Annotated in this window: 8 protein-coding genes; 1 reads left to right on the forward strand and 7 read right to left on the reverse strand. The window is 59.9% G+C overall.

Annotated features, from left to right (window positions below; translation table 11 throughout):
• Positions 1 to 6: 6 nt before the first annotated feature.
• Complete coding sequence (locus JUI81_RS25395; RefSeq protein WP_019582620.1) at positions 7 to 1,524, reverse strand: CoA-acylating methylmalonate-semialdehyde dehydrogenase; 1,518 nt, start codon at positions 1,522 to 1,524, stop codon at positions 7 to 9.
• Positions 1,525 to 1,687: 163 nt separating this feature from the next.
• On the opposite strand from JUI81_RS25395, the gene JUI81_RS25400 reads away from it, so the two are divergent.
• On the forward strand, positions 1,688 to 2,635 hold the full coding sequence (locus JUI81_RS25400; RefSeq protein ID WP_204125290.1) for a LysR family transcriptional regulator: 948 nt from the start codon (positions 1,688 to 1,690) through the stop codon (positions 2,633 to 2,635).
• Here the strand turns inward: JUI81_RS25400 and JUI81_RS25405 are convergent.
• The 6 genes from JUI81_RS25405 to recC form a co-directional block, all read right to left on the reverse strand.
• Positions 2,632 to 3,084 carry an OmpA family protein gene (locus JUI81_RS25405; RefSeq protein WP_019582618.1) on the reverse strand — a complete coding sequence of 151 codons (453 nt, stop codon included), beginning with the start codon at positions 3,082 to 3,084 and terminating at the stop codon, positions 2,632 to 2,634. The genes JUI81_RS25400 and JUI81_RS25405 overlap by 4 nt on opposite strands.
• A gap of 56 nt (positions 3,085 to 3,140) precedes the next feature.
• Positions 3,141 to 4,409 carry a diguanylate cyclase domain-containing protein gene (locus JUI81_RS25410; RefSeq protein ID WP_204125291.1) on the reverse strand — a complete coding sequence of 423 codons (1,269 nt, stop codon included), beginning with the start codon at positions 4,407 to 4,409 and terminating at the stop codon, positions 3,141 to 3,143.
• On the reverse strand, positions 4,406 to 4,981 hold the full coding sequence (locus JUI81_RS25415) for a YfiR family protein (protein ID WP_028939939.1): 576 nt from the start codon (positions 4,979 to 4,981) through the stop codon (positions 4,406 to 4,408). Before JUI81_RS25415 ends, JUI81_RS25410 begins: the two co-directional genes overlap by 4 nt.
• 117 nt (positions 4,982 to 5,098) lie before the next feature.
• Positions 5,099 to 7,207: an exodeoxyribonuclease V subunit alpha gene (gene recD / locus JUI81_RS25420; protein ID WP_204125292.1), complete on the reverse strand. Its 2,109-nt coding sequence runs from the start codon at positions 7,205 to 7,207 to the stop codon at positions 5,099 to 5,101.
• Entirely contained in the window at positions 7,204 to 10,893 is a 3,690-nt protein-coding gene (gene recB, locus JUI81_RS25425) for an exodeoxyribonuclease V subunit beta (RefSeq protein ID WP_204125293.1), read from the reverse strand. Before recB ends, recD begins: the two co-directional genes overlap by 4 nt.
• Positions 10,890 to 14,342: an exodeoxyribonuclease V subunit gamma gene (recC, locus tag JUI81_RS25430; protein ID WP_204125294.1), complete on the reverse strand. Its 3,453-nt coding sequence runs from the start codon at positions 14,340 to 14,342 to the stop codon at positions 10,890 to 10,892. The genes recB and recC overlap by 4 nt, the downstream gene beginning before the upstream one ends.
• Positions 14,343 to 14,473: the final 131 nt, after the last annotated feature.

Consider the following 14,473-nt stretch of genomic DNA (forward strand, 5'->3'; position numbering starts at 1 on the left):
GGCTCCTTAGCGCAAGTGGATGGTGGTGTTCACACCGTGGTTGATGCTGTCGTCATCGAACCAACGTGCAGTGACGGTCTTGGTTTGAGTGTAGAACTGCACCACTTGCTTGCCATACGGACCGAGGTCGCCGAGCTTCGAACCACGGGAACCGGTAAAGCTGAAGAACGGTACCGGCACCGGGATCGGGATGTTGATGCCGACCTGGCCAACGTCGATTTCCGACTGGAATTTACGCGCCGCCGCACCGCTCTGGGTGAACAGACCCGTGCCGTTGCCGAACGGGTTGGCGTTGACCAGGGCGATGGCCTCATCAAGGGTGTCGACTTCCAGCACTACCAGCACCGGGCCAAAAATTTCCTGGGTGTAGATCTGCATCTCAGGGGTTACGCCAGAGAACAGGGTCGGGCCGACAAAGTTGCCCTGCTCGTAGCCCGGAACAGTGATGTCGCGACCGTCCAGCTCCAGCTTGGCGCCTTCCTTGATCCCGCTTTCGATCAGCTCGAGAATCCGTGCCTTGGCCCGCTTGGAAATCACCGGACCCACATCAGTGCCTGGCTCGCTGCCGGCATTGACCTTGAGTTTCTGCGCCAGCGCCTTGAGATCCGGCAGCCATTGTTTGGCCGCGCCCACCAGCACCACCACCGAGGTGGCCATGCAGCGTTGCCCGGCCGCACCGAAACCGGCGCCGACCAGTGCATTGAGCGCTTGCTCGCGGTTGGCATCGGGCAGCACAACGGCGTGGTTCTTGGCCCCCATCATCGATTGCACGCGCTTGCCGTGTTTGCCGGCCAGATCGTAGACATGCGTGCCGACTGCGGTCGAACCGACGAACGAAACAGCCTTGATGTCCTTGTGGGTGCAAAGCGCATCGACCACATCCTTGCCACCATGAACGACGTTGAGCACACCTGGCGGAATGCCAGCTTCAATCGCCAGTTCCACCAACAGCATGGTCGACATCGGATCCTGCTCGGAAGGCTTGAGCACGAAGGTGTTGCCGCAGGCGATGGCCATCGGGAACATCCACAGCGGAATCATCGCCGGAAAGTTGAAAGGGGTAATGCCGGCGCAGACGCCGATCGGCTGACGCAGGGTATAGGTATCGACACCGCCTGCGACGTTCTCGGCGAACTCGCCCATTTGCAGGCTGCCGATGGAGCAAGCGTGCTCGACCACTTCCAGGCCACGGAAGATATCGCCTTCAGCGTCGGCGATGGTTTTGCCCTGCTCATTGCTGAGCACCACGGCAATACGCTTGGAGTGCTCGCGAATCAGCGCTTGAAGCTTGAGCATGATGCGCATCCGCGCGCCGATTGGCGTCAGCTTCCAGGTCTGAAAGGCGCGATGGGCGGCGCTGATGGCTGCATCGACTTCAGCAGCGGTCGCGAAGGGGACTTTGGCCAGCACTTGCTGGGTCGCCGGATTGACGATGTCGTGCCATTCGGTGGTCTGGGATTCGACCCACTCGCCATCGATCAATAACTTGACCTTTTGTACGGTGGTTTCTAGCGATGCGTTCATGTCGGGTCTCCGGGACGTTGTTCTTATTTAGAGAGCTATCTTGGGAGCCAAGGCGAGAAAGTCGCCTTGAGATGAGGCGTGTGTCGCGATTTGGTTGTCGGACTGTTTTTGGAGTATAGATGTGCAAACTTCTAATAAGAACGCACATAAAAGCCGGTCCATCATGCAAAAAAACATCACGTCTTTAGGCTCGTTGAACTGGGATGACCTCAAGTTTTTCCTTGAAGTTGCCCGTACTCGCAAGGCCAGCACCGCAGCCAAGCGCCTGGCGGTGGACTACACCACCGTGTCGCGACGCATCAGTTCGCTGGAGACCTCGTTAGGTACGCTGTTGTTCGAGAAGTCCCGCACCAGCGGCTTCGTCCTGACTGCTGAAGGCCAGCGTCTGCTGGGTTACGCCGAGTCGATCGAAAGCACTCTGCATATGGCTTGCGAGCAGGTCTCGGGCTCAGGCGTCGCGTTGTCCGGGCATGTGCGCATGGGCTGTACCGAAGGGTTCGGCAGCTTTTTCATCACCCCGCAGCTGAGCCATTTCGTCGACGCCTACCCGGCCATCTCGGTGGACATCCTGCCGCTGCCGCACTTCATCAGCCTGTCCAAGCGCGAGGCAGACATCGTCATTGCGCTGGAGCGGCCGGAACACGGCCCTTATGTCTGCTGCAAACTCTGTGACTATCGATTGCAGCTGTACGCGACCCAGGATTATCTGGACAAGCACCCACCGATCCGCCGCCCGGCAGACTTGGGCAAGCATCAATTCATCAGTTATGTGGACGACCTGGCGTTCAGCTCGGAGCTGCTGTACCTGGCAAATGTGCTGCCCGGTGCCAGTGCCAATCTGCGCAGCACCAGTGTGATCGCGCAGTTCGTGGCGGCGCAGCAAGGACGGTCACTGGCGATTCTGCCGTGCTTTTTGGCGGCTCAGGATCCGCGATTGCTGCCGGTGTTACCGCAAGAGATCACCATCACCCGGCAGTTCTGGATGTACTGCCGGGAGGACCTGCGCAAGCTCAAGCGGATTACCTTGTTGTGGGATTACATCCGTACCGTCACCGAGCAGAATCAGGCGCTGTTGATGGGGGAAAGTCGGGAGATGGTGTTCGCCGATTAATCGGCACTCACCACGATCGACACCCGGCGGTTCTCGGTGCGCCCGGCCGCGGTGGCGTTGGAGGCGACGGGCTTGCTGCTGCCCAGGCCGCGTAGCTGGATGTTTTGTTCTTTTATGCCGACAGCGGCCAATACCGCTTCAACGCTTTTCGCGCGACGCAGGGAAAGTTGTTCGTTATAGGATTCCTCGCCCGAGGCATCGGTATGGCCGTCAATCCTCACACGCTCGATTCCCACGCCCAACAACGCCTTGCCAATGCGTTCGACGATCTGGGTACTGGCGGGGTTGAGGTGTTCGACATCGCTACCGAACAGCACTTTGCCGGACAGGCCGAAGGCCCAGCCCTCATCCGTCATCTCGAAACCTTGTTGCTTGAGCACAGTGATCTGCGCCGGGGTCAGTCCTTTCTGCGGTGTCGTCTGGCAACCGGTCAATGCCAGCAAGGTCATGAATAAGCTAATCGTAAAAAATCGCAGAGAACGCTGAGTGAATGTGAACACAAAAATTAGCTCCTGGTTTGAAGATGGACGACAGAGTGCTCCGACCCTGCCGTGTGGTGAGCGCCTCGGGAAAGGCGTTTGGCCTGATACATCGCGGCGTCGGCAGCATCGAGCAGCGCACCGGGCGTAAGCCCATGATCCGGGTACATGGCGATGCCGATGCTGAGTGAAGTCAACACCTGGGTACCGCCCGGCAACGGGATTGGCGCGTCCATACTGGCAATGATTTTGTCAGCAATCCGTTCGGCATCTTCTATCTTATGCAGCGGCGTCAACAGCACGGCAAACTCATCGCCGCCCAGACGCGCAACCAGATCCTCTTCACGCAACTGCGCACGAACCCGGGTCGCCACGGCGATCAGCACCGCATCACCGGCAGCGTGACCAAAGTTGTCATTGATCTCCTTGAACCGGTCGCTGTCGAGAAACAGTACGGCCACTCCCTCATCCAGCTTGCCTGCATTGCGCAAGGCGCGCATCAGGCGGCCTTCGAAAAACGCCCGATTCGGCAACCCGGTAAGACTGTCATGGCTGGCCTGGTGGGCCAGGGTTTCGTTTTCGCTTTGCAGATGGGTCTGCCAAGACTCGAGCTCGTCGAGCAAAGCATTGAAGTCGTTGCCCAGGTTGTCGAGTTCGGCAATGTCGGCGGGCGGTACGCGCCGGTCGAAGGCCCGTTCGCTACGGGCGGCGTGAGCCACGGCAGCCAGGCTGCGCAACGGGCCGGTGATCCCTCGCAATTGCCGACGCGCCAGATAAAGCGCTACCCAGGCACTGACAGCGGTACACAAGACGATTCCGACCAGACCGCTGAGCAAAAAGCGCATCAGGCTGCCGCCGTGACCGATGAGCAAGATGCTGCCGATTTCCCGACCTTGATGAGTGATCGGCATGCTGATGGGTTTTTCCAGAATCGTTCGGGCGATCTGCATTTCAAGATCGGAGAGCCACCCCGTTTCCGGTCGTTGCCAACGTGCGAGCAACTCGCCTTGCTCGTCCATCACTTGTGCATCAGCCACTTCTTCAGTGGACGCGATCAATGCCAGCGCTTCGGTGGCGGCGGCCTTGTCGTTGAACACCACCGCGGCTTCCACGGTGTAGTTGATCGAACGGGCAATCAGATGCAGGTTGTGATCGGCATAGACCCGCAAAGCCAGAACACCCAGCAGGGTCAGTGAAACACTGGCCATGGCCACACCCACCAGGGCGACGATCAAATGTCCACGACCGATAACCGACCCCAGGGTCGGACGTATGCGAGGTTTGAATAGACTCATGGCGCCGCCGGCTTGCGGCGCGACAGTTGCAGCACACTGGGATGAATACGCACACCGCTGCGGGCGACCGAGTCGAGGTTGACCTCGAAGGACACCTGCTCATCACCGACCCGCAGACAGAACAGACTGCCGACAGTGCATTGATCGCCGCCTTCGCTGATGCTCACCACCGGGCGTCCCGTCAACGAGGCGAATAGCCGACTGCGTTCATCGCCGGTCAGCTTGCCGATGTACACCGCATCGCATTCACTGGCGATGACCGGATTATCGGCCAGCAACCGTCGTACAGTAACCGGTCGACCCGTGGCTTGTGTGGTGCCTTTGACCAGGTCGTCGGTGTATTCAGTGGGACCGACCACGCACAGACGCAGTTGTTGGGGCTCAACAGGCCATCGGGCATAACTGAGGATCCCGAGTACCACCTGAGTGACCGACCTGGCACGTTGGTCGGCTTTGCTCACGATAGTTTCCGACTCAGCACAGGCAACGCCCGTCAACAAACAGAGGAGGCCGGCAAGCAGCACTTGTTTGCAGCCAACGACGCGCTCTGTCGCCCAGACAGCCAACTTCATGCAGGAATTCTCTACGATCGCAACAAAATGATGCCGCAACGATAGCACAGCACCGAAACACCAGCGAGGCGACGCGCCACGGCACATCGGACAGATTCCGGCGTCTGCCACCGCCCCTCAATGGCTCGGCCAGGTACCCTCTTCCAGCTCCAGCATTAACCCGCTCAAGCGCTTGACCTTGCGCCTCACGGCCTCTTCGAATACGCCGGCTCGAGGCTCAATCAGGGTGAACCAGTCTTTGGCCCGGGTTATCCCGGTATAGATCAGTTCCTTGGTAAGCACAGGATTCAAAGCATCCGGCAGAATCAACGCCGTATGGGCAAATTCCGAGCCTTGGGATTTGTGCACGGTCATGGCATACACCGTGTCGACATCGTTGAGTCGGCTTGGCAGGACAAAGCGCACACCGCCCTGCCCATCATTACGCGGGAAGGCCACACGCAGCACGTGCCGCCCGGCCTCCGGGCCTTCACGCTCCGGCAGCTTGAGGGCAATGCCAATGTCACCGTTCATCAAACCCAGGCCATAGTCGTTGCGGGTCATCAGCACGGGCCGACCTTCGTACCACTGATGATCGCTGTCGATCAGCCGTGCCTTGAGCAGTGCGTCGGTCACGCGCTGATTCAAACCTTCCACGCCCCAAGGCCCTTTGCGTACGGCACACAACAGCTGGAAAGCGTCGAAGGCTTGTAGCACCACGCGAGCCCAATCAGCCCAGCATGGATCGTCGAGCGGGCGGTCGAGCGGCGGTCGCTGACTGCGCAAAAGACTCAGGTAATGCCGATAACCTTGCGGCCCCCCGCCATGGCCTTCGAGCAGCAAGCGCTCCAGCGCCCGGTCCTGCTCACCCTTGAGGGGCAGGGAAAATACGTCGTCATGACTTGCAGCGGCCAATAACTTGCGCGCGTCCTCGGGATGCTGTTGGTTGACCCAACGAGCCAACTGACCAATGCCGCTACCCTCGCCGAAGCGCCGTGAGTGGCGCAGCATCACAACTTGCTGGGCCAGTGGATGCACTCCGTGGGTGTCTTCGCGCAAACCGCTGGCATCGAGGCGTTCACCGCTGACCGCCTCCAGCCACTGGCGGGTCTGCGGGCTGTACCAACCGGCTTCGGCATCTCGACACAGATCGCCCAGTACGGCACCGGCCTCGACCGACGCCAGTTGATCCTTGTCACCGAGCAGCACCAGACGGGCATGGGGCGGCAACGCATCGAGCAGGTTGGCCATCATTTCCAGGTCGATCATCGAGGCTTCGTCCACCACCAATACATCCAGCGGCAAGCGATTACCCGCGTGGTGACGGAAATGCCGGGTACCGGGACGACTGCCGAGCAAACGGTGCACGGTGGTCACATCCGACGGGATCTTCTCGCGCACCGTTTCAGGCACTTTCAGGGTTTGAACCTGCTGGCTGATGGACTCGGTCAATCGTGCGGCAGCTTTGCCGGTGGGTGCCGCGAGACGAATACGCAACGGTTTACCGGCCTCCACTGCGGGTGCCTGGAGCAATGCAAGCAAGCGCACAACCGTGGTGGTCTTGCCGGTTCCCGGGCCGCCGGTGACGATGCTGAATGCACTTCGGGTAGCCAGGGCACACGCGAGCTTCTGCCAGTCGATCACGTCATCAAGCCTGGCTGGACCGAACAGAGCGGTCAGGCGTTGGGGCAAATCACCCGGCGTTGCTTCGTGTGCCGCCAGACGCTGGCGCAGCGCGTGGTCGATGCGCCGTTCGTAAGCCCAGTAGCGGCGCAGGTACAGGCGCTTGCCCGACAGCACCAACGGCCGGTGTTGCGCAGCCTCACGCCCATCGACGGCCAGAGCCACCAGACGACTGGACGCCAGGACCTTGCACCAATGGGCACCGTCCAGCGCCTCAAGCAATTGCGACGGCAGCAACATCGCCCCGCTTTGCACATCACCTTCTGGCGGCAGCGACAAGGCAAAATCCGGCTCTTTCAGTGTTTCGAACAGATCCAGGCAGACATGACCGTGGCCCAGTTGGTGACTGATCAACGCGGCGGCCAGCAGCACCAGCGGATCATCGTCGGGAGCGAGCTCGTGGAGAAACGCGACGAAGGCCTTGTCCAGCGCCCGCAGCCAGCCGCGTTCAACCCAGCGCGTGAGCAGCAGCAACAAGTCATCTGCGCGGCTCAACGGGGCCAGGTCCGCCAGACTTTCGGCCGCCAACGGCGTAGGCAGCAAATCGGCGAAAGTGCGACTCATAGCAATACTCCCTGTTCCCAGGCAGGTTCGGCCTTGGGCTCTGGCTTGCCCTGGAACAACCGGTCCAGGCGCTCGATCAGCTCCCGTGGCGGACGGGCAAAATACACACCCTGGCTGGCTGCTCGAGTACCGCGAAGAAACAGATACAACGCCCCACCGACATGTCGGTCGTAATCGTAATCGACCAGCCGAGCCTTAAGCTGGCGATGCAGGGCGAGCAGGTACAGTACGTATTGCAGGTCGTAACGATTATCGAGAATCGACTGCTCCATGGCCTGCTCGGTATAGGCCGCGTCATCGACGCCCAGCCAGTTGGATTTGTAGTCAGCGACGTAGTAACGGCCTTCATGCTCGAACGTCAGGTCGATGAAGCCTTTGAACATGCCATTGAGCAGCACCGGTTCGGCGGCCACCCGGGCCACGCCGTGATGGGTGTATTGACGCACAAGCTCATCGAGCTTGAGTACATCGACTTTATGACTGGCGAACCAGAATTCCATCTCGACCCGGTATTGAGTCAGTTGCTCGAACACCACCGGCGCCTGCCCGCCACCGATGTGCAATGGGGATTTGAGCAAGTGTTGTAGCCAGCCGCTCAGCGTGGTGATCCAGCCTTCCCAGCCACGGCGGTTGCAGCGACGGGCGATCGCGTCTTCCACGGTTTGCGGTGCAGCGGCAAAACCTTCGTCACCGGCCCATTCGAGCAATCCATGAAGAAAAGTGCCGGGGTTCGGACCACGAGGGAATCGATGAATATCAGCACCGCCAGCGGCGACTTCACGTGGTGCTTCGGGATCAAGGCGTTCGTCATCAAAGAGCTTTTGTGCTTGCGCGCTCTCCGGTGCCTCGCCACTGCCCACGCTCAGACTGTCACCAATGCGTAAGGCGCTGTAAGAGGCGATCCACCAGTTTTCGCTGGCCTTGCGCCTGGGTACCAGCGGAGCAAGCAAGGTCGCTTCATTGCGCGGCGGATGGTAATGCTCGGCGGTCGCGTCAGGCATTTCACCGTAGTTCAGCGTCACACAGTCTTGCTGCAGGTCTTCCAGCCAACGACGCAGCCCTGCCGACTCAGCCAATGGCGCACCACCGCCCAGCAGATAACCCAACGCCGAAAGGTGCAGGACCGAGCCGTTGTTATTGCCGCGTTTGAGATCAGTCACACCCAGCCAGCACGCATGTTGCGCCCGGGTCAGGGCCACATAGAGCAGTCGAAGGTCTTCGGCCAAACGCTCATTATCGGCGAGGGCGATCAACTCGGCCGTCGGCTTCAAGCTCACCTGCGCCTTGCCCGCGGCATCGTGGTAATACAACGGCAGACGACTGCCATCCACCGGTTTTGCCGAGCAGATGAACGGCAGAAACACCAACGGATATTCAAGCCCTTTGGATTTGTGGATGGTCACGACCTTGACCAGTTGCTCGTCGCTTTCCAGGCGCAGGATCTGTTCTTCGCCAGCCTGACCGGACAATGCCAGATGCTCGGACAAATGACGGATCAGTGCTTGCTCGCCATCGAGTTCGGCGGCGGCCTGCTGCAGCAACTCGGACAAGTGCAGCAGGTTGGTCAATATCCGCTCACCATCGCTGCGCGCGATCAACGCCTGGGGCAGCTGAAAATCATGTAGCAATCGCCGCAACATGGGCAGCACGCCCTGTTTGCGCCAGAGCTCGCGATAACCGCGGAACTGCATGACCCGTGCTTCCCAGGCCAGTTCGTCCTGATTCAGTCGCTCCAGTTCAGCCAGTGAAAGGTTCAGCGTGATGCAGGCCAGCGCGGCACGCAGGGGACGTTCGACATCCGGCTCGGCACAGGCCTTGAGCCACGTCAGCAGATCATGGGCCTCCTGCGCGGCGAATACCGAGTCCTTGTCTGACAGGTAAACACTGCGCACACCGCGAGCGGAAAGTTCGCCGCGCACGGCCTGGGCCTCTTTGCCGTCGCGCACCAGAATCGCGATATCCGCCGGCAGCAGGCCTCTGAGACCCTTACCATCCTGTATGAAGCCCGCACGCCCCTGCTGACCGCCATTGAGCAACGCAGTGATCTCACTGGCGCAGGCGGCGGCCAATTGTTGTCGATACACCACACCAGACAGTGGCTGCTCAGAGGACAAATGCCAGATGTTCAGGGCAGGCACAACCTGCCCCTCAATGTGCAGGACTTCTTTGCGCCCTTGGGACTCCACGGGCAGAAACGGTACCGGGTTCTCGCCACTCTTCTCCCGGAACAGGAACGCGCCGCGCCCCTGCTCACGAGATTCGGCGCGCTCGAACACATGGTTCACCGCGTTCACCATGCCATGACTGGAACGGAAATTTGTACCCAGGGTATGCAGGCGGCCAGTGGTGGCTTGCCGGGCGCGCAGATAGGTATAAATATCGGCACCGCGAAAGGCATAAATCGCCTGCTTCGGGTCGCCGATCAGGAACAGGCCCGATTCAGGGTTGTTGTCTTCGATGCGATAAATGCTCTCGAAGATTCGGTACTGCACCGGGTCGGTGTCCTGAAACTCGTCGATCAGCGCAACCGGGAACTGCTCGCGGATCAAGGTCGCCAGACGCTCACCGCCATCGGACTGCAACGCCGCATCGAGACGCAGCAGCATGTCATCGAAACCCATTTCCGCGCGACGACGCTTTTCTTCCTCGAACCGAGCACCGACCCAGTGGGCGGCATGTTGCAGCACGGCGGCATCGGGGGTCGGCAAGCTATCGAGACTGGCCTTGAGGCCGGGCATCGCATCGAGACCGGGATGACGAGGAGCTTCACCTTTCCAGGCTTCAGCCATGCCATCGGGAGTCAGGCGAGTGAAGCCGGTGCCAATGTCCAATTGCTCCAGAGATTCGTCTTCGGCCCAGGCCCGGAGCTTTTCGAACCAGGGTTCGAAGTAGCGCGCCTGCATCTTGCGACCATCGACGCTTTTGCTCGCGACGCCCTGATGACAGATGGCAAGCAGCTCATCGGCCCATTGGCGCCAGGGCATCTTGAGCTCGAGCAACGCGGCCCGTCGTTCCTCCAGGCACTCGGCGATCAACTCGGCAGGTTCTTTACCTTCAACGCTGTCACGCTCGCTGGCGAACAACCCACGCACTCGCGGCAACAACGCTGCCGGGCCACCCCAGTTGCCGCGAACCCAATTCAGCGCATCGCCTTGCATCGGATAGCAGAACAGTCGCCAGTAGTCGCGCAGGACTTCGCCAAGCAAATCACTGTGATCGGTTTCCAGGGTCTGGGTGAACAGGCTGCCACTGTCGAATGCATGTTCGCGCAGCATGCGCTGGCACCAACTGTGGATGGTCGATACCGCCGCTTCATCCATCCACTGGGCGGCGATGTCCAGGCGGTTTGCACAGCCTGGCCACTGCTCAGGGAGGTATTGCTCGCGCAACTCGGCAATCAGGCCATCCGGCGCCGGTGTCTCATCGCGGAAAAAACGCGCAGCTTCAGCCAGTCGCGTACGAATACGTTCGCGCAGTTCTTTGGTCGCGGCATCGGTGAAGGTCACCACGAGGATTTGCGGCGGCAGCAACTCACGGCCAAAACCACTCGACTCGTCGCCATGGCCAAGGACCAGACGCAAGTACAGCGCAGAAATGGTGAAGGTCTTGCCGGTCCCGGCGCTGGCTTCGATCAGTTGGCTGCCACGCAAGGGGAATGCCAGGGCCAGCGGTGTTTTCGTGATCATGAGCGCGCCTCCTCGCTGGTCAATGAACACCAGGGAGCCTCAAGCAGCGGCCGATACAAAGCGTCGCACCAATCGGGGAAGGTCTCGTCGGCAATCAAAACATCGTAGTCGGCGTATTGCCGAGCGAGTGCCGGGCTTTCGCGGCGCTCACCATCAGTGGTCTGGCCATCGCCTTCATAGGCCTTGCGGGCGGCAGCGTCAGCCTTGACCGGATCGGTTTGAGCCAGCCAGGCGAAAGCTGTTTTTACGGCAATCGGCAACGGCTGGCGCATACCCGTTTGCCAGGCCAGCAACAGATCGCCCAGAAGCCTGGATGCTGCCGCCTCCTCCATTGGGCCGAGCAATAAACTGCCATCGCTCGCCACCAAGGCAGTGGTCATCGCCATACCACTGGCGCACGCAACCAGATGGTTGACCCATGGCCGCGTCAGGCGATGCCATTTACGGGTCTTGAGCGAACCGATGCTGTTGGGAATCGTGGTGACCGATAGCAAACCACCGTCCGCGCGTTGATGCAGGCTACTGAGCCAGCCCTCCAGGCGCAGCCCATGCAGTTCCAGACTCACCGGCAACGCGCTGGTGAGTGGGGTCGGCCATAACGCCAGGAGCTGTTGATAGCGCTGCAACAGATCCGGCAACGGCTCGATCAACTCTCGCTGAAGGCATTCGCCAAAACCTGCCATAGGCAAGAGCCCGCTGTTCTGCAGGCGTTTCGCCTGTGCTTCCAGTACCTGATCGATTTGGTCCAATTGCCCGAGTGCTGCTTCGAGCAAGCTGTCGCTGAGGCTATAGCGTTGCAGCGCGTCGAGTACAAATGGCTCTTCATCCGCCAAAGGCGCTTCGGCAGCCTCGAAGAACACTTTGAGTCGCTGACTGAAGAAATGCCGTACCGGATTGCGCAGAAAATCCTGCAACTGACCCAGGCTCAGCGGCTCGTCCTGAATATAGGGCTCAAGAACCTCGATGGCAGGCGTCAAACCGCTGGACTGATGAAGTACCTGCCACTCGCTGGCGTAGCTGAACAAATCATCGCCTTCATGGAAGTAGCGTGCACTGAAGGGTTGCAGCGGATGTTCCTGAGTCATGGACTCAAGCAGATCAGCCTTGTCATCGTGCAATCGCCAACCGCTGGCGAGATGATCACGTAGCTGCCCTATCAATACCGAAGCCGGGCGCTCACTGTTGTCCCGAATACTGCGGCCGACCCAGCTGATATAGAGTTGGTCCCGCGCCGACAACAAAGCTTCCAGTAACAGATAGCGGTCATCTTCACGCCGGGAACGATCGCCGGGCCGGTAGTCGCTGCCCATCAGGTCGAAGTCCAGTGGCGGCTGCGCGCGAGGGTAATCGCCGTCATTCATGCCCAAAAGGCAGACCAGTTTGAACGGGATCGCTCGCATGGGCATCAGGGTACAGAAGTTGACGGCACCGGCGAGAAAGCGCTGAGACAAGCGACCTTGGTCGAGGCCAGCCAGCCAGGCTTCACGGACTACGGTCAGTGGTAACTCGTCCTGCAAGCCTACTGACTCGCAGGTCTCAAGCCAGGTCTCGCGCAACTCTTCGAGTTGAGCCAATAAATAGTCGTCATGTTCGTTACTGGCCTGGAAGAACAACTGCACCAGTGCTTGCAAGCGGATGCCCCAGAGTTTGGGCGACGCAGGTTGGGTGAGCTCCTGGTGGGCAATCTCCAGTGCATCCAGCAGTGCGACCAAAGGACCTATGAGCGCAGCATCCAGGCCACCGATCTCGTCGTAGGGTTCAATACCCTCGCAGGCACTGGCGCTGCCCACGGCATAACCAAGCAACATCCGTCGCAAGCCGAAACGCCAACTGTTTTGCTCCAGTTCTTCCGGCAGGCCCAGACCCGCACGCTGCTCGGCATTCATCCCCCAACGGATACCTGCGCCTTCGATCCAGCGGTGCAAAGTCGGCAGGTCACGCGCCTCTACGCCAAAGCGAGCGCGTAATGCCGGAACGTCCAGCAGATCGAGAATTTCGCTGACGGGGAAACGACTGTCGGGCAGCTTGAGCAGATGCTCGACAGCGATCAGTAGCGGGTCCCTGCCGCGCTGGCCTTGATCCGCGAGCGTGAAGGGAATGAAGCGTGGGTCGTGGCGATCAAGCTGACCAAAGACAGCGCGGATGTGGGGGGCGTAACTGTCGATGTCTGGAACCATCACGATCACGTCGCGAGGCCTTAAGTCTGGATCAGCACTGAATCGTGCGAGCAACTGATCGTGGAGAATCTCCACTTCGCGTTGAGCACTATGGGCGATGTGAAAACGGATCGATTCGTCCTTTGTCAGATCGACTGCAGGCCAACTCTCGCGAGTTTCGTTCAGGGGGCGCAATTCCAGGATGTCATCCTGCAACTGATTGAGCATGCTCTGAGGCTGGTTATCGCTGAAAAGGTCGATGCGCCCATCGCGAAATGCCGAGCGATAGCTGTTGGGATCGTCGTAACTGTCGAGCAGATTGATGTAGTCCCGCCCCTGCTTGCCCCACGCCGCCAATAGCGGGTGGGCATGCTGATGGAGCGTTTGCGGATCAAGCACAACCGGCATGCCGCGCTTGCGAGCCTGGCGCTTGTATTGATGCCGCAACAGGTCTTTATCGGCGACGATGTCCGCCCAATGGTGGCGACATGGGTTGTGTACGCACAGCAAGACCTGACTGAATCGAGCCAGCCCGGCAAGTGCTTCCAAGGCTTGAGCTGGCAGTGAAGAAATCCCGAAAACAATCACCCTGGAAGGCAATCCACTGGGCGCGCTGTCGAGACTATTGATACGCTCGATAAAGCGTTGGTGGACACCCGCGCGGCTTTGCGCCATGCCTTGTGCACCGACATCCAGCAACAGCGCACGCCACAGCTCTGCTTGCCAGCAGTTGGCCGGAGTCAGGGCTTTGGCTTCGCCTCTGCCATTTCGTAATTGGTGACGGCCTTCTGCCCAGTCTTCGAGCCAGTCCGCCCTGTACACCTGATATTGGTCGAATAGATCGGCCAGCCGCTCCGCCAATTGATAGCGTTTGCGTAAGTCGGTGTCATTCGTAAGGAAGCGCTGCAGGGGTTCGAAGTGCGGTTGGTTGATCAACTGTGGCAGCAGACGCATCAGGCGCCAGGTCAGCGGGGCTTTATCGAGCAGGGACTTGGCCGGGATTTCGTCACGTCCCAGCACCATGCGATAGAGCTGCCACATGAAGCTGCCTGGCAACTGCACATCGATGGCGGCAGCGATTCCGCAGCCGCCCATGTCGTCATCTTCTGGGTCCTCGGCCAGTGCCAGCTTCAGCCATTGGGCGATGCCGTTGCTCTGCACCAGGGCGATTTCATTTTCCAAGGGAGCCAGCGGGTAGCGCCGCATCCAACTGACCACCAGGCTGCGCAGCTCGTCCAGGCGGTTGCCGTGAACCACCATAAAACCAGCACTGAGGGACGTAGCGTCCGGCATAAAGGCTTCCTTGGGAAAATACAAAAGCTAGGGCCGAACCTTAGCACTGTCGGCAGACCGTGACAGCCGGGACCGTTCCGATCTTGCTGTACGAACTTTCCTGCGGGCAAAACAAAACCCCTACCTGCATA

It is taken from the genome of Pseudomonas sp. 008, assembly GCF_016861935.1.
GTDB lineage: Bacteria > Pseudomonadota > Gammaproteobacteria > Pseudomonadales > Pseudomonadaceae > Aquipseudomonas.